Raw genomic sequence first — 15,696 nt, 5'->3', positions numbered from 1 at the left:
GACAAAGATGTGAAACTAGCCAAGAAATGGAGAGATTGGTACATCGAAAGTGGAAAGAAATACCTTTTTCCGCTGCTCCTTGTTTGCTTTGCAGTTGTAGCTTATTTTCTCGTTTGCCAAATGACGAAACCGGAATCTTACAATGTTAAACTATTCCAGGTGGCTGAAAAAACAATTCGTTCACCTCAAACGGTGGAAGATACAGAAAAAACAAAAGAAGAAAGAACCAAAGCAAGCGATGCTGTAGAAGATGTGTATGTCTACAATCGCGAAACTGGTCAAAACCGAGTAGCACTTATCCAAAGTTTATTTGCCTATGTAAATGAAGTAAACGCAGAAGCGCAAGAAAAAGATACCAAGAATAAAGAGAAAGCAAAAAAAGAGAATAAGCCTGCTCCTGCGCCAACATCAACTGAAGATAAATTAAAAAACTTAAAAGACAAATTATCTAGTAACGTATCTGAAAAAATAACTTCTAACATATCTGACGAAGTTTTCACTACTTTAATCGAAGCGAAAAGTAAAGATTTTAATGTCATGGAAGACGTGGTTACAACAGAAGTTGAAAAATCCATGGAAAATAAAATCCGAGATGAAAACTTGAATTCTGTAAAAATTAGAGCTCGTGATGATATTGAACTTTCAGCGATACCCGCTTACTACAAAAATGTCTCAAAAGCCTTAGTTTCCTATGCTATCGTACCGAATGAAGTTTACGATGAAGAGCAGACCGATGCACGACGTAAAGAAGCTGCGCAATCCGTTGTTCCTGTGAAAATCTTACAAGGGCAAGTTATTGTTCAAGAAGGCCAAATTGTAGATAGAGAAACATATCGTCAGCTAAAAATGCTACATTTACTTGATCAAAAAATGCCTGTAAAACAATACGCTGGATTTGCGATTTTCATTATTGCTTTAGCAGCAATTCTATTCCTTTACACGAAAAAACAAACACAACCTAAAGCGAAAAAAATGCAGACGATGCTTATTTTTTCTTCGGTTTATCTTGTTTCTTTGTTTATGTTATTAATTATTTTATTTTTAGAAACGCAAAATATCGCGAATATTGCTTTCTTATTCCCAGCCGCCTTTGCCCCGATGATACTCAAAATTTTACTCAATGAGAAATATGCCTTTTTAAGCGTCATTTTTATTGCTGTAACTAGTTTGTTAACATTTCAAAATGATGCTACAAGCGGCATAACTATTTTTATTTTATTGAGTGGCGCGACGAGTGTTGTTGTGTTACGCGATTATAGTAGACGTTCGGCTATTATGTTGTCTGGGTTTATGGTTGGTTTAATTAATATGGTTTATGTGTTACTTTTATTATTAATAAATAACAGCACACTGTTGCAAGTTTCTACACTAATGGCCATTGGATATGCCTTTTTAGGTGGATTTGGCGCATTTATTCTCGGAGTAGGAGTTATTCCGTTATTCGAAACGATTTTTGGATTGTTAACAACGAGTCGTTTGGTCGAATTAGCTAATCCAAACCATCCATTATTGAAGAAAATATTAATGAAAGCTCCTGGTACGTATCATCATAGTATGATGGTAGCTAACTTAGCAGAAGCATGCGCTGACAAAATTGGTGCCAATAGTTTACTTGTTCGTGTTGGCTGTTTTTATCATGATATAGGAAAAACATTAAGACCACCTTATTTTGTGGAAAATCAATTGCAAGGAATAAATCCGCACGATAGACTGACACCAGAACAAAGTCGTGATATAATTCTTTCGCATACAAAAGACGGAGCAGAGATTTTAAAAGAAAATCATATGCCACAACCAATTATTGATATCGCACTCCAACATCACGGGACGACACTGCTTAAATATTTCTATTTTAAAGCGAAAGAAACAAATCCAGATGTGAAAGAGGCAGATTATCGTTACAGTGGTCCAAAGCCACAAACGAAAGAAATCGCCATTATCAATATATCGGATAGTGTTGAAGCGGCAGTTCGTTCTTCCACAGAGCCAACCATGGCAAAAATAACAGAAATTATTGACGGAATCATTAAAGATCGTTTCCTTGATGGGCAATTTACAGAATGTGATATTACAATACAAGAAATTAAAATCATTCGTGACACCTTAATCGCCACATTAAATGGAATATATCATCAACGAATTCAATATCCTGATGACAAAGATTGAAATAGGAGGACAAAAGATGACGGTCTTAGAAATTGATTTACTAGACGAAACCAAGAATTTACTTGATGAAGATAAACAGCTAGTTGAAAATATTTTACAATTTGCGGCTGAGTATTTAAAAATCGAACAAGGGACAGAGCTGTCACTCACCTTTACAACGAATGAAGGTATTCGTGAGATTAACCGAGAATATCGGGATAAAGATCAAGCAACCGATGTTATTTCGTTCGCGCTAGAAGAAATGGGCGACGGGGAAACGGAGATTGATTGGGGCGAATTTGATCTTGAAACGCCTCGTATGCTTGGCGATATAATTATTTCGACTGAAAAAGCAGAAGAGCAAGCCAAAGATTACGGACATACAAAAGCAAGAGAATTAGGTTTCTTAGCAGTTCATGGATTGCTGCACTTGCTTGGGTATGATCATATGGAGCCTGACGAAGAGAAAATCATGTTTGGCTTACAAAAAGAAGTGTTGGATGCTTATGGACTTGAAAGATAGAAAATACAAACGTAGTAAAAATTATGCAGAATCTTTTCATCATGCTTTTACTGGACTAAAAACTGCTTTTTTAGAAGAACGTAATATGAGATTTCATACTTTCGCAGCGCTTGCTGTTGTCATCTGTGGCTTTTTCTTTCATGTAACTAAATCTGAGTGGATTTTATTAATCCTTTCTATTTTTGGTGTGTTAACGCTAGAGATGGTGAACACAGCGATTGAACGAGCGGTAGATGTGGCGACAGAACAATACATTGATGAGGCGAAAAAAGCGAAGGATGTAGCTGCCGGAGCGGTACTGTTAGCAGCAATTGTAGCAAGTTTTATTGGACTGATTATATTCATACCATACTTTTGCCAGATGTTTTTATAAAAAGAAGGGATTGTGACTTGGTAAATGAAAGAAAATAATTTTATCTCACTCGCTAAACAAGCAAGAGAATTTGCGTATGTTCCTTACTCGAAATTTCCAGTAGGAGCAGCTCTTGTTACGAAAGATGACGAGGTTGTACTTGGCTGTAATATCGAGAATGCATCATTCGGTTTAACAAACTGCGCAGAACGGACAGCTATTTTTAAAGCTGTATCAGAAGGAAAACGAGATTTTAAACAGTTAGTTGTCGTAGCGGATACAGACGGTCCAGTTTCGCCGTGTGGGGCATGCAGACAAGTCATCAGTGAATTTTGTGCGCCAGATATGCCAGTAATATTAACAAACTTAACAGGGAAAACAGCGACGGTAACGGTGAAAGAACTTTTACCAGGCGCATTCACATCGGAGGATATGTTATGAGTGAACCATTTAAATCAGGATTTGTAGCTATAGTTGGGCGGCCTAACGTTGGGAAATCAACTTTATTAAATCACATCATTGGCCAAAAAATTGCCATTATGAGTGATAAAGCTCAAACAACAAGAAATAAAGTACAAGGTGTTTATACAACAGATGAATCACAAATTATTTTTATTGATACACCAGGTATACATAAACCAAAGCATAAATTAGGCGATTTCATGGTGAAGATTGCGCTAAATACGTTCCAAGAAGTAGACTTAATTTATTTCGTAATCGACGCATCTACCGGATTTGGACGCGGAGATGAATTTATTATTGAAAAACTTAAAAACGTACAAACACCTGTTTTTCTTTTGATTAATAAGATTGATTTAATTGCTCCAGAAGATTTATTCAAGTTAATTGAACAGTACCGCGATTTGATGGACTTTGATGAGATTATTCCTATTTCAGCACTTCAAGGAAATAACGTGCCTAACTTACTAGAACAAACGAATGCTAACTTAGAAATCGGACCAATGTATTATCCAAAAGATCAAATCACGGACCATCCTGAGCGTTTCATCATCTCGGAGTTAATTCGTGAACAGGTTTTACAATTAACACGAGAAGAAGTTCCACATTCTGTAGCAGTGGTTATTGAAGGAATTGAAAAAAACCCTAAAACAGAAAAACTTACAATCAATGCTACAATTATTGTAGAAAGAAGCACGCAAAAAGGAATTATTATTGGTAAACAAGGTCAAATGCTAAAACAAATTGGTATGGGTGCTAGAAAAGAAATTGAACGCTTACTCGGCTCCAAAGTCTTCTTAGAAATTTGGGTAAAAGTTCAAAAAAACTGGCGCGATAAAGAGCATTATTTGCAAGATTACGGTTTCGACCGCGAAGAGTATTAAAAAAGCATCTGGCGCACAATTGGGTTTGTGCACCAGATGCTTTTAATTATTCTTTATTTGTAGTCCAGCTATAGTTATCATATTCTACATCATATGGTCCAAGGTTATACACTTCATAGTAAAGCGTTAATTCTTTTGTCTCCCCTGGTTGAATTTCTCCAGCAAAACCTTCTTCCGTAATTTGTTGGCCATAATCATCGTCTGCATTATCATAAAGCGCAATGTCTTCGGAATAGAAGCTTATTGGATCAGAACTTGTATTTGCGTATTTCACTTTTACTTTATAAATATCATAGCCTTCCTTCATTTGGGTCAGCTCAGGTTTATAAATGGTAACTGTGCTATTGTTTTCTATCTCAACAGATTCTCCGTAACTTACGTCTATGTAGTCGTCATAGTAATCTTCATCATAGTCTTCTGCATAATCATTTGTAAATGGTTCATTGCTCGAATTGTAATTATGAATAGAAAGTGGATTATTAAATCCTTCAAATAATTTAATCGTTGTTATATTAAGTCCAGCTGCTAATACTAAAAAGCCGATTCCCACGGATAATCCCGCAACAATAATGCCCGCCCATTTCTCTTTTCTTACAATAAGCAAAATAATTCCCACAACAACTCCTATGAATGTGAGTATAAATAAGCTGACTAATAATATAAGTAACATACCCAAAGTAAAAAATCCTCTCTGACTTACCGTTTTCTCTATTTTACAATAGGCATCCGTGGAAAGATAGCAAAAAATATAAAAAGACATAATCATTAAGAAAATGTTATAATAAGACGTGTAAAAAAGGGAGGCTTACCACATGGAGAAATGCGAAGGAATCGTGATACGGCAAACGAGTTACCGTGAATCAGATAAAATTGTCCGAATGTATACACGTGAATTTGGGAAGATTGGTGTGGTGGCTCGTGGGGCAAAAAAAACGAAAAGCAGATTAGCTGCAGTAACTCAATTATTTACGAATGGTTATTTTACTTTCTTTGGTAGCAATGGCCTTGGTACGCTTCAGCAAGGGGAAGTCATAGAAAATTTTTCTTCTATTCAGCAAGATATTTTTATGACTGCTTATGCGACTTATGTTTGCGAATTGCTTGATAAAGCCACTGAAGAACGCCAACCGAATCCATATCTATATGAATTAACTTTTCAAATTTTGCGAGATATAAATGAAGGATATGATCCGCAAATTCTCACTCAAATTTTTGAAATGAAAATGTTACCGGTGCTTGGTCTTTACCCAACAATGGATAAGTGCGCCATTTGTGGTGAAACAACAGGTCATTTTGATTTTTCAACAAGTAGTAATGGCATTATCTGTCATCGTTGCTTTGAGAAAGACCGTTACAGAATGCATTTGCCAGAAAATGTCGTAAAATTGCTGCGTTTGTTTTTCATCTTCCAATTAGATAGACTAGGAAACATCGATGTGAAGCCAGAAACGAAAGAATGGCTTCAAAAAGCAATTGATACATACTACGATGAATACTCTGGTTTGTATTTAAAAAGCAGGAAATTTTTGCGCGAAATGGACAAATGGGAAAATATGTTAAAAAAAGATAGCGATGATTGACTTTTTAGCAAAAATACAGTATCTTTTAATATATCAACTAATAGGTACGTTGAAGGAAAATAGTAACAAAAAGCTCTATTTTTAGCGAGTCCGGGTTTGGTGTGAGCTGGATATTTAACTTTTTGTGAAGGCGTTCTGGAGTACAGCGAAATCAAGGTGGGAATTGTTTTAATTCCAAATAGGGTGGAACCGCGAGCTAACTCTCGTCCCTATATGCTTTAAATCAGCATATAGGGACGAGAGTTTTTATATTGGCTGAATTATTTTTGGAGGTGGAAGCAATGAATTTACAAACAATGATTAGAACATTACAAGATTATTGGTCCGAACAAGGTTGTATTATGTTGCAATCGTATGATGTGGAAAAAGGTGCTGGCACAATGAGTCCGTATACTTTCTTAAAAGCAATTGGTCCAGAGCCGTGGAAAGCGGGTTACGTAGAGCCGTCGCGTCGTCCTGCTGATGGTCGTTACGGAGAAAATCCAAACAGATTATTCCAACATCACCAATTTCAAGTAGTGATGAAGCCTTCTCCTGACAATATTCAAGAGCTTTACCTAGGTTCTTTAGAAAAATTAGGTATCAATCCGTTAGAACATGATATCCGTTTTGTAGAGGATAACTGGGAGAATCCATCTCTTGGTTGTGCGGGCCTTGGTTGGGAAGTATGGTTAGATGGAATGGAAATCACACAATTCACTTATTTCCAACAAGTAGGTGGCTTAGAATGTTTCCCTGTTACTTCCGAAATCACTTACGGTGTGGAACGTTTAGCAAGCTATATTCAAGATAAAGAGAATGTATTTGATTTAGAATGGACAGAAGGTATTAGCTACCGTGATATTTTCTTCCAAGCAGAATTCGAAAACTCGACATATGCTTTTGAAACTTCGAATACAGATATGCTGTTGACACTTTTTGACACATATGAAAGAGAAGCCACTCGCCAAATGCAAGACGGCCTTGTTTTCCCAGCATATGATTACGTATTGAAATGTTCGCATACGTTTAACTTACTAGATGCTCGCGGCGTTGTTTCAGTAACTGAACGCGCACAGTATATCGGTCGTATCAGAAACTTAGCAAGACGTATCGCCAAAACATTTTATGAATCACGAGAAAAACTTGGCTTCCCATTAGTCAAAGAAGAGGGAGGAAAACGTCATGAGTAAAGACTTTTTATTAGAAATTGGTTTAGAAGAAATGCCAGCAAAATATGTGACTAGCTCTGTACTACAACTGGAAAAACGAGTAACTGATTGGTTAAAAGACAACCAAATCGAATTTAAAGAAATTAAAACTTATTCTACACCAAGACGTTTAACTGTCCTAGTAGAAGAAATGGCTGAAGAACAAGCTAATCGTGTGGAAGAAGCAAAAGGCCCTGCAAAAAAAATCGCTCTAGACGACGAAGGCAACTGGTCAAAAGCAGCATTAGGGTTTGCAAAAAGTCAAAAAGTTGCGCCAGAAGATTTAACTTTCCGCGAAATTAAAGGTGTTGAATATATTTATATTAAAAAAGAAGTAATCGGCGAAAAAACAACGGCGTTACTTCCAAGCTTAGAAAAAGTAGTAACAAGTATGACTTTCCCAGTAAGTATGCACTGGGGTAGTAATGATTTACGTTATATTCGTCCAATCAAATGGCTTATCGCAATGTTTGGCGAAGAAATTATTCCATTTGAAATCACTGGTGTCTCAACTAGTAATACATCCCGTGGACATCGTTTCTTAGGAAAAACAGCTACAATCAACCAACCGAGCGACTATCCAAATGCATTATTAGAACAATTTGTCGTTGTTAATGCTAGTGAACGCAAACAGGCTATTGTAGAACAATTACGTGAACTAGAAACGATGGAAAATTGGCAAATCAGAGAAGATGACGACTTATTAGAAGAAGTAACTAATCTTGTCGAATATCCAACTGTACTAGCAGGTAATTTTGAAAAAGAATATCTGGAACTACCCGAAGAAGTTTTAATTACGACGATGAAAGAACACCAACGTTACTTCCCAGTTTTCAGCCAAGAAGGAGAATTGTTGCCTCATTTTGTAACCGTTCGTAATGGTAACCATGAAAATCTAGATACAGTGGCACGAGGAAACGAAAAAGTACTACGCGCTCGTTTGTCAGATGCTGATTTCTTCTATCAAGAAGATTTAAAAATAACCATTGATGAAGCAGTTGCTAAATTACAAAATATCGTTTTCCATGAAAAATTAGGCACTTTGACAGAAAAAATGAAACGAGTGCAAAAAGTGGCATTAATGCTTGCTGATTATTTAAATTGGCAAGAAGAAGATAAACAAGATATTATCCGCTTAACAAATATTTATAAATTTGATTTAGTAACCAATATCGTTGGTGAATTCCCTGAACTACAAGGTTTAATGGGCGAAAAATATGCATTGTTGCAAGGCGAAAAACCAGCAATCGCAACAGCTATTCGTGAACATTATTTACCAAGCTCAGCAGAAGGCGATTTACCACAAACAGACTTAGGTTCACTTATCGCTATTGCAGATAAATTAGAAACATTAATTGGCTTCTTCTGTGTAAATATTGCACCAACAGGCTCTGCTGATCCATTTGGTTTACGTCGTAGTGCTTTTGGAGCGGTGCGTATTATCCAAGCAAATGGTTGGGACATTCCAATGCTTGAAGTGGTTTCTCGTATTGTGGATATGGAGCGTGCAGAAGGGGCTACAGAACTACCAAGTTCAGATGTAATAAAAGAAGTGCAGACTTTCCTAAAAAATCGTTTGCGTGTTATTTTACAAGGCCATCATATTCGCCATGATATTATTGACGCTGTTATCGGCGGCAATCCTAATATGATTCCTCAATTGATTGATCGTGCTCAAATATTGAATAAGCATGCGGACGCAGAGTGGTTCCGCCCAACTATCGAAGCCTTAACACGAGTAGTTAATATTTCTAAAAAATACGAAGATGGCGTAGAAGTGGATCCGAGCCTATTTGAAAATGAATACGAGCAAGCCCTATTTGATAAATTAGAAAAACTAAAATTTGATTTTGCTGGTTTAAAAATTGTTGACAGACTAAAAGCATTTGCAGATTTACGTACAACAATTGATGCATATTTCGATAACACGCTAGTTATGACTGATAATGATGAATTGAAAAATAATCGTCTTGCACTATTATTCGAACTTGCAAGCTTTATTAAAGAGTTTGCTCAAATGGATGAAATTAATGTAAAATAAAAGGAAGATTTTGAGCAAAGAGGAGGAAGTATGTATGACTCAACCAGCCGTATACGTGGTTTCCGATTCAACAGGAGAAACGGCCGAACTAGTGACAAGAGCAGCACTAAGTCAATTTGGTCAAACACCGAAATTTATCCATCGTTTTCACCACGTCGATTCTTCTCATATGATTGAAGAAATTGTTGACTTAGTGGCAGTGAACAATGGCATAATCGTGCACACCATTGTACTCGAAAGCGTCCGTGAAGAGCTTAATAAAACTGCTCAAGCTTTCGGCGTACCGATAATTGACTTATTTGGGCCGCTTTTAAATCAGTTAGAAGAAACCTACAAAATCAAACCACTTTCTGAACCTGGCCGCGTTCGTTCTATGGATGAAGCTTATTTCAATAAAGTAGCCGCAATCGAATTTGCCGTAGAGAATGACGACGGGCGTAATCCAAGAGGTATTTTACAAGCGGATTATGTTTTAATCGGTATTTCAAGAACTTCAAAAACTCCTTTATCGCAATATTTGGCGCTTAAAGGATTAAAAATCGTCAATATTCCAATCGTTCCAGAAGCACAAATCCCAGATGAACTTTTTGAAATTGACCCTAAAAAAATAATTGGTCTAAAAATTAGCAAACAAAAATTAACGAAGATTAGACAAGAGCGTTTAATATCGATTGGTTTACCTGGTGCCGGTACTTATGCAAGTAATCAACGAATTGATGAAGAATTAGCGATTTTTAATAAACTAGCCAGTAAATTAAATTGTTTCGTGTTAGACGTGACTAATAAAGCCATTGAAGAGACTGCAAACGAGATTTTAATCCATATTGGTGAAATTGTTGATGAAAATTTAGAATTATAAGAAGGACTTTTACTTTTTATGGCGAATATATATATTATACGGGGAAAACTGCTTGTAAAAATTAGTTACTTCCCGTATAATCTAAATTCGCGTGTGAAAAAGCCAAATCTACGAATAATATTAAAAAAACGGGTTAAAAACTCGTTTTTTAACTTGCCTTCATAGATTTTAAGAGAGGATGGAATATGTGCCAAAAATTTTAGTTGATGCCGATGCTTGCCCGGTAAAAGCAGAAATAAAACAAGTCGCCGAACATTTTCAGTTAGACGTTATTTTTGTGGCTTCTTTTAACCATTACTCTGTAAATACAAACGGAGAAAATTGGATTTTTGTGGATACTGGAAAAGAATCAGCGGATATGCGAATGATGAATTTAGCCAAAAAAGGCGATATTATCGTAACACAAGATATTGGCCTAGCTAGTATTCTACTTGCAAAGGGTACATTTGTCTTTTCTAATCGCGGCGAACTTTACCGAGAAGAAGAAATGTCATTAATGTTAGATATTCGCTATAGACATGCCAAGGACAGGCAACAAGGTAAATATAGCAAAGGTCCAAAAGCAATGAGCGATCAAGATCGTTCTCTTTTCAAAGACCGATTGACGACATTTTTGCAAAATAAGTAAATAGGAGTTGACTGTCAAAATGGCGCGGATTCCTGAAGAAGTAATTGATCAAGTCCGGAATCAAGCGGATATAGTCGATATTATCGGTAATTATGTTCAGTTAAAAAAACAAGGACGTAATTATTCTGGCTTATGTCCTTTCCACGGTGAAAAAACGCCATCCTTTTCTGTCTCACCAGAAAAACAGATGTTCCATTGTTTTGGTTGTGGTAAGGGAGGGAATGTTTTTTCTTTTCTAATGGAGCATGACGGACTCACTTTTGTTGAATCGGTAAAAAAAGTGGCAGACATGAGTCATTTAGATGTGGCTATCGAGCTCCCTGAAGAACGAGATACAAGTAATTTGCCAAAAGAAACTTCTGAAACAGCAAAAATGGTGGAAATGCACCAGCTTACTGCCAAACTTTACCATTATATTTTAATGGAAACTGAAGAAGGTACAGCAGCATTAACTTATTTAAAAGAGCGTGGTATGTCTGAACAGATGATGACCACTTTCCAAATTGGTTTTGCCCCTAATCACCATGCAACAATTACTGCTTTTCTAGAAAAACGTGGCATGGATTTACAATTAGCTGGCAGGGCTGGACTTTTGTCCGAACGTGATGATGGGCAAATGGTGGATCGTTTTCGTAATCGGATTATGTTTCCAATTACGAATGATCGTGGACAAATTATTGCCTTTTCTGGCCGCTTATTTGATCGTGATGATGGTCCTAAGTATTTAAATAGCCCTGAAACACCTGTTTTCAATAAAAGACGAATATTGTTTCATTTTTCAGAAGCAAGACAAGCTATTAGAAAACAAGAAGAAATTACGCTCATGGAAGGATTTATGGATGTTATTTCCGCAGAAGAAGCAGGTGTTCAAAATGCGGTAGCTTCGATGGGGACAAGCTTAACGGAAGAACATGCAGATTTAATTAAACGGCTTACTAACCGGGCGATTATTTGTTATGACGGTGACAGAGCCGGAATTGAAGCAGCCTATAAGGCGGGCACACTTCTAGTTGAACGGAATCGTTTAGATGTTTTTGTTTTGCAACTTCCAGCTGGAAAAGATCCCGATGACTTTATTCGAGCAAGTGGTCCAGAAAAATTCAAAGAAGTTTATAAGCAACAACGAATGACTTGGACAGCTTTTAAAATTCATTATTTACGTAGAGAACGTAATTTACAGAATGAGACAGATCAAATTAGTTATATTGATGATTGTTTACGCGAAATTGCGAAACTAGATCAAGCCGTCGAACGCGAATTATACTTAAAACAACTAGCAGATGAATTTGAATTAACGATAGAAACATTAAAACAACAACTACAGCAATCACTAAAAAATAGTCAGAAATCACGACAAATGGCTAGTTATAATGAACCACCAATAGATGATTCTTTTATGGGAATGATGCCTCAAGAAGAAACAGAAATGCTATTTTCTTTCGAGCAACCAACCCAAAAACTATCTGCCCATACAACCTCAGAGCAACAACTCATGAAAGCAATGATGGAGAGCCGAGATAATTTTCTTTTAATTAAGCAACTTCTTGGTGACACTACGTTTTATCATGATAATTACAAAGCGCTTTATACCTATCTAATTGGTTATTTTGCAGAAGGTAATGATGCAGATCCAACGAAATTTATGGATAGTGTTCCTGATGCTACAATGAAAGGACTTATCAGTAGCCTCGAAATGGTTATTAGTCCAGATGAACAAGGTAAAACACAGTTTGAAGACTATATTAGAAGTCTAAAGCGGTTTAAATTAGAACAAAAGAAAAAAGAACTTGAGCAAGAGCTAGCAACTTTAAATCGTGAAAATGACAAAGATAACGAAATTCGTGTCATGCTCGAAATCGTCCAACTCAACCGTCAGTTAAACAGCGGCCAATTGGATTAATAACGTTTTAAAACCGCTAAATGATGGTATTATTACCTAAGAGAAGCCTTTTAATAAGGTTAGCGGCATTTTGGAAGGAGGAATACAGGCAGTTATGAGTGATAAAACAAAAAACACAAAACCAGTTGCTGAACTAAGTGTTGAGCAAGTAAAAGAAGCCCTGATAGAAGAAGGTAAGAAAAAGGGGATTTTAACTTATGCAAAAATCGCTGCCAGATTAGCTCCATTCACTTTGGATTCCGATCAAATGGATGAGTATTTAGAACATGTTGGTGAAGCAGGAATTGAAGTTTCTGACGATGCAGATGATGAGGATCCGGATGAAACAGAACTTGTAAAAGAAGAAACCGAATCCTTTGATTTAACAGATATGAGTGTACCACCAGGCGTAAAAATTAATGACCCTGTTCGCATGTATCTGAAAGAAATTGGTCGAGTAGACTTACTTACAGCGGATGAAGAAATTGCCTTAGCAAAACGTATCGAAGCTGGCGACATTGAAGCCAAAGGACGTCTTGCAGAAGCCAACCTGCGCCTTGTTGTAAGTATTGCAAAACGTTATGTTGGTCGCGGTATGTTATTCCTTGATTTAATTCAAGAAGGTAACATGGGACTAATGAAAGCCGTTGAGAAATTCGACTTCAATAAAGGATTTAAATTCAGTACCTATGCAACGTGGTGGATTCGTCAAGCGATAACCCGTGCGATTGCGGACCAAGCTAGAACTATCCGTATTCCGGTGCATATGGTTGAAACAATCAACAAACTAATCCGTGTACAACGTTCCTTATTGCAAGACTTAGGTCGTGATCCTTCACCAGAAGAAATTGGTGAAGAAATGGACTTACCAACTGAAAAAGTTCGGGAAATCCTTAAAATCGCACAAGAGCCAGTTTCCCTTGAAACACCAATTGGTGAAGAAGACGATTCACATCTAGGCGATTTTATCGAAGACCAAGATGCAACTTCACCATCCGATCACGCAGCATACGAATTACTAAAAGAACAATTAGAAGATGTGCTTGATACATTAACTGACCGTGAAGAAAATGTACTTCGCTTACGTTTTGGTCTAGATGATGGTCGTACGCGCACTTTAGAAGAAGTTGGTCGTGTATTTGGTGTAACTCGTGAACGGATTCGTCAAATTGAAGCCAAAGCTTTACGTAAATTACGTCATCCGAGCCGCAGCAAACAACTAAAAGACTTCCTGGAATAAAGCACAACCGGGCAGGAGGACAAACCGTTCTCCTGCCTTTTTAATGAAAATGAAAGTAGGGAACCAAATGAACGAAGAGCAATTATCGAAGCGACTCGAAAAAGTGGCTTCTTACATAACAAAAAATGAACGAATCGCAGACATCGGAAGCGATCATGCTTATTTACCTTGTTTTGCAGTTAAAAATCAAACGGCTTCGTTCGCTATTGCTGGCGAAGTAGTTGATGGACCTTTTCAATCTGCACAAAAACAAGTTCGTTCTTCTGGCTTAACAGAACAAATTGACGTTAGAAAAGGGAACGGTTTAGCTGTTATCGAAAAAAAGGATGCGATTGATACAATTGTGATTGCAGGCATGGGTGGCACGTTGATACGTACTATTTTAGAGGAAGGTGCAGCAAAATTAGCCGGTGTAACCAAACTAATTTTACAACCTAATATTGCAGCCTGGCAATTAAGAGAGTGGTCCGAACAAAACAATTGGCTTATTACTTCTGAAGCAATTTTACGCGAAGATAATAAAGTTTATGAAATCATGGTGTTAGCTCCGTCTGAAAAACCAGTTACTTGGACTAAGCAAGAAATATTTTTCGGACCATGCTTATTAAAAGAACAAAGCGCCATTTTCAAAAGCAAGTGGCGCCATGAAGCAAATACATGGCAAAATATTATTCAGACTATTTCTAACAACCAACCAGTTTCAACAGAAAACCAAGCGAAAATTCGTGAATTAGAACATAAAATCGCATTAGTAGAGGATGTGCTAAAATGAAAGTCGCAAATGGCTATGAATACACAGCAATAATGGAAAAAATCGCACCCAAAAAACTTGCAATGGAAGGCGATCCTATTGGTTTGCAAGTAGGAGATTTATCGAGAAAAGTAAGAAAAATCATGTTTACCTTAGATGTATTGGAAGAAGTTGTTGATGAAGCTATTGAGAAAAAAGTTGATTTAATTATTGCTCACCATCCGTTTCTATATCGGCCAACGCAACATATCGATACGACAACTAAACAAGGAAAAATGATTAAAAAATTAATCAAACATGATATTACTGTATTTGCCGCACACACAAACCTAGATATTGCTCAAGGTGGTGTAAACGATATTTTAGCAGATTTACTCCATTTACAAGAAACAACGATGATTGAGGAAACCTATTCAGAACCATATTGCAAAATTGCTGTTTATGTTCCAGAGAATGAATTAGAAAGCATTCGTTTAGCTCTTGTAAATAATGGTGCCGGACAAATAGGGACAGAATATACAGAATGCACATTCCACACGACCGGGATTGGTTCTTTCAAACCAGGAGCAAACGCTAACCCAACTATCGGCGAAAAAGAAGCACTGACTTCTGTTCCTGAAGTTAAAATAGAAGCTATATTCCCACAGTATTTAACCGATACTATCACTAAAGCAGTTAAAATTGCTCATCCATATGAAGAACCTGCGATTGATGTATATACGCTTGAAATGCAGACTTATAAAGAAGGATTAGGTCGTGTTGGAATGCTTCCAAAAAAACTCGGCATGGTTTCATTTATTGATAAATTAAAAACTGCTTTCGCTATTGATAATGTCCGTTTTATTGGGGATTTAAAAACAACAGTCCATAAAGTAGCAATCATTGGTGGCGATGGAAATAAATTTATCCATCAAGCAAAAGCCACTGGTGCAGATGTTTTTATTACCGGTGATGTTTATTATCACACGGGACATGATTTATTAGCTATTAATCTTCCAACTATTGATGCTGGCCATAATATCGAAAAAGTGATGAAAGGCTATCTTAAAAATAAAATGGAAGAACAAGCAAAAATTTTGGATTATGAAGCAGAATTTATTGTATCAGAAGTAAATACAGATCCATTCCAATTTTGTTGATAAAAAAACCGAGTAACTCCCTTAAA

Annotated in this window: 15 protein-coding genes and 1 other annotated feature; of the genes, 14 read left to right on the top strand and 1 reads right to left on the bottom strand. The window is 36.7% G+C overall.

All coding sequences use genetic code 11. The features are described 5' to 3' along the window. Nucleotides 1-9 precede the first annotated feature (9 nt). The 5 genes from pgpH to era are packed head-to-tail and all read left to right on the top strand — an operon-like array spanning nt 10 to nt 4,363. A complete protein-coding gene (pgpH, locus tag LMOATCC19117_RS07410; protein ID WP_003726016.1) occupies nt 10-2,166 on the top strand; it encodes a cyclic-di-AMP phosphodiesterase PgpH in 2,157 nt (718 codons plus the stop codon). A gap of 16 nt (nt 2,167-2,182) precedes the next feature. Continuing rightward, entirely contained in the window at nt 2,183-2,668 is a 486-nt protein-coding gene (ybeY, locus tag LMOATCC19117_RS07405) for an rRNA maturation RNase YbeY (RefSeq protein WP_003726015.1), read from the top strand. After that, a complete protein-coding gene (locus LMOATCC19117_RS07400) occupies nt 2,646-3,041 on the top strand; it encodes a diacylglycerol kinase family protein (protein ID WP_003727428.1) in 396 nt (131 codons plus the stop codon). Before ybeY ends, LMOATCC19117_RS07400 begins: the two co-directional genes overlap by 23 nt. Nucleotides 3,042-3,065: 24 nt before the next feature. Beyond that, nucleotides 3,066-3,461 (top strand): cytidine deaminase, encoded by a 396-nt coding sequence (locus tag LMOATCC19117_RS07395; protein ID WP_003721969.1) that lies wholly within the window; start codon nt 3,066-3,068, stop codon nt 3,459-3,461. Then, nucleotides 3,458-4,363, top strand: a complete 906-nt coding sequence (gene era, locus LMOATCC19117_RS07390; RefSeq protein WP_003734593.1) for a GTPase Era — start codon at nt 3,458-3,460, stop codon at nt 4,361-4,363. The genes LMOATCC19117_RS07395 and era overlap by 4 nt, the downstream gene beginning before the upstream one ends. Before the next feature lie 46 nt (nt 4,364-4,409). Here the strand turns inward: era and LMOATCC19117_RS07385 are convergent, their stop codons facing one another. Further along, entirely contained in the window at nt 4,410-5,039 is a 630-nt protein-coding gene (locus tag LMOATCC19117_RS07385) for a DUF4352 domain-containing protein (RefSeq protein ID WP_003742161.1), read from the bottom strand. A 136-nt stretch (nt 5,040-5,175) separates the two neighbouring features. On the opposite strand from LMOATCC19117_RS07385, the gene recO reads away from it, so the two are divergent. The 9 genes from recO to LMOATCC19117_RS07340 all read left to right on the top strand — a co-directional run bounded on the left by recO (nt 5,176) and on the right by LMOATCC19117_RS07340 (nt 15,670). After that, entirely contained in the window at nt 5,176-5,943 is a 768-nt protein-coding gene (gene recO, locus LMOATCC19117_RS07380; protein WP_003726013.1) for a DNA repair protein RecO, read from the top strand. A 40-nt stretch (nt 5,944-5,983) separates the two neighbouring features. Next, nucleotides 5,984-6,157 (top strand) — a binding site (T-box leader). Nucleotides 6,158-6,224: 67 nt separating this feature from the next. Then, a complete protein-coding gene (gene glyQ, locus LMOATCC19117_RS07375) occupies nt 6,225-7,115 on the top strand; it encodes a glycine--tRNA ligase subunit alpha (protein WP_003727430.1) in 891 nt (296 codons plus the stop codon). Further along, nucleotides 7,108-9,174, top strand: coding sequence for a glycine--tRNA ligase subunit beta (gene glyS, locus LMOATCC19117_RS07370; protein WP_003734592.1), 2,067 nt, complete (start codon nt 7,108-7,110; stop codon nt 9,172-9,174). The genes glyQ and glyS overlap by 8 nt, the downstream gene beginning before the upstream one ends. A gap of 34 nt (nt 9,175-9,208) precedes the next feature. Beyond that, nucleotides 9,209-10,033, top strand: a complete 825-nt coding sequence (locus tag LMOATCC19117_RS07365) for a pyruvate, water dikinase regulatory protein (RefSeq protein ID WP_003721963.1) — start codon at nt 9,209-9,211, stop codon at nt 10,031-10,033. A gap of 187 nt (nt 10,034-10,220) precedes the next feature. Further along, on the top strand, nt 10,221-10,661 hold the full coding sequence (locus tag LMOATCC19117_RS07360; protein ID WP_003740997.1) for a YaiI/YqxD family protein: 441 nt from the start codon (nt 10,221-10,223) through the stop codon (nt 10,659-10,661). A 19-nt stretch (nt 10,662-10,680) separates the two neighbouring features. Continuing rightward, entirely contained in the window at nt 10,681-12,561 is a 1,881-nt protein-coding gene (dnaG, locus tag LMOATCC19117_RS07355) for a DNA primase (protein ID WP_003734591.1), read from the top strand. A 94-nt stretch (nt 12,562-12,655) separates the two neighbouring features. After that, nucleotides 12,656-13,780 carry an RNA polymerase sigma factor RpoD gene (gene rpoD / locus LMOATCC19117_RS07350; protein ID WP_003721960.1) on the top strand — a complete coding sequence of 375 codons (1,125 nt, stop codon included), beginning with the start codon at nt 12,656-12,658 and terminating at the stop codon, nt 13,778-13,780. A 67-nt stretch (nt 13,781-13,847) separates the two neighbouring features. After that, nucleotides 13,848-14,552, top strand: a complete 705-nt coding sequence (locus LMOATCC19117_RS07345; protein WP_003740996.1) for a tRNA (adenine(22)-N(1))-methyltransferase — start codon at nt 13,848-13,850, stop codon at nt 14,550-14,552. Continuing rightward, nucleotides 14,549-15,670, top strand: coding sequence for a Nif3-like dinuclear metal center hexameric protein (locus LMOATCC19117_RS07340; RefSeq protein ID WP_003727432.1), 1,122 nt, complete (start codon nt 14,549-14,551; stop codon nt 15,668-15,670). The genes LMOATCC19117_RS07345 and LMOATCC19117_RS07340 overlap by 4 nt, the downstream gene beginning before the upstream one ends. The last annotated feature ends 26 nt before the right edge of the window (nt 15,671-15,696 follow it).

The organism is Listeria monocytogenes ATCC 19117 (genome assembly GCF_000307025.1).
In the GTDB taxonomy this organism is placed as follows: Bacteria; Bacillota; Bacilli; order Lactobacillales; family Listeriaceae; genus Listeria; species Listeria monocytogenes_B.
The sequence above is the reverse complement of the archived record's forward strand: the minus strand, read 5'-3'. Positions and strand labels throughout refer to the sequence as shown.

Bases quoted from the DNA above. Each gene is read 5' to 3' on its own strand.
- ybeY (WP_003726015.1), top strand. From the start codon at position 2,183: ATGACGGTCTTAGAAATTGATTTACTAGACGAAACCAAGAATTTACTT.
- LMOATCC19117_RS07400 (WP_003727428.1), top strand. From the start codon at position 2,646: ATGCTTATGGACTTGAAAGATAGAAAATACAAACGTAGTAAAAATTAT.
- LMOATCC19117_RS07395 (WP_003721969.1), top strand. From the start codon at position 3,066: ATGAAAGAAAATAATTTTATCTCACTCGCTAAACAAGCAAGAGAATTT.
- era (WP_003734593.1), top strand. From the start codon at position 3,458: ATGAGTGAACCATTTAAATCAGGATTTGTAGCTATAGTTGGGCGGCCT.
- recO (WP_003726013.1), top strand. From the start codon at position 5,176: ATGGAGAAATGCGAAGGAATCGTGATACGGCAAACGAGTTACCGTGAA.
- glyQ (WP_003727430.1), top strand. From the start codon at position 6,225: ATGAATTTACAAACAATGATTAGAACATTACAAGATTATTGGTCCGAA.
- glyS (WP_003734592.1), top strand. From the start codon at position 7,108: ATGAGTAAAGACTTTTTATTAGAAATTGGTTTAGAAGAAATGCCAGCA.
- LMOATCC19117_RS07365 (WP_003721963.1), top strand. From the start codon at position 9,209: ATGACTCAACCAGCCGTATACGTGGTTTCCGATTCAACAGGAGAAACG.
- dnaG (WP_003734591.1), top strand. From the start codon at position 10,681: ATGGCGCGGATTCCTGAAGAAGTAATTGATCAAGTCCGGAATCAAGCG.
- rpoD (WP_003721960.1), top strand. From the start codon at position 12,656: ATGAGTGATAAAACAAAAAACACAAAACCAGTTGCTGAACTAAGTGTT.
- LMOATCC19117_RS07345 (WP_003740996.1), top strand. From the start codon at position 13,848: ATGAACGAAGAGCAATTATCGAAGCGACTCGAAAAAGTGGCTTCTTAC.
- LMOATCC19117_RS07340 (WP_003727432.1), top strand. From the start codon at position 14,549: ATGAAAGTCGCAAATGGCTATGAATACACAGCAATAATGGAAAAAATC.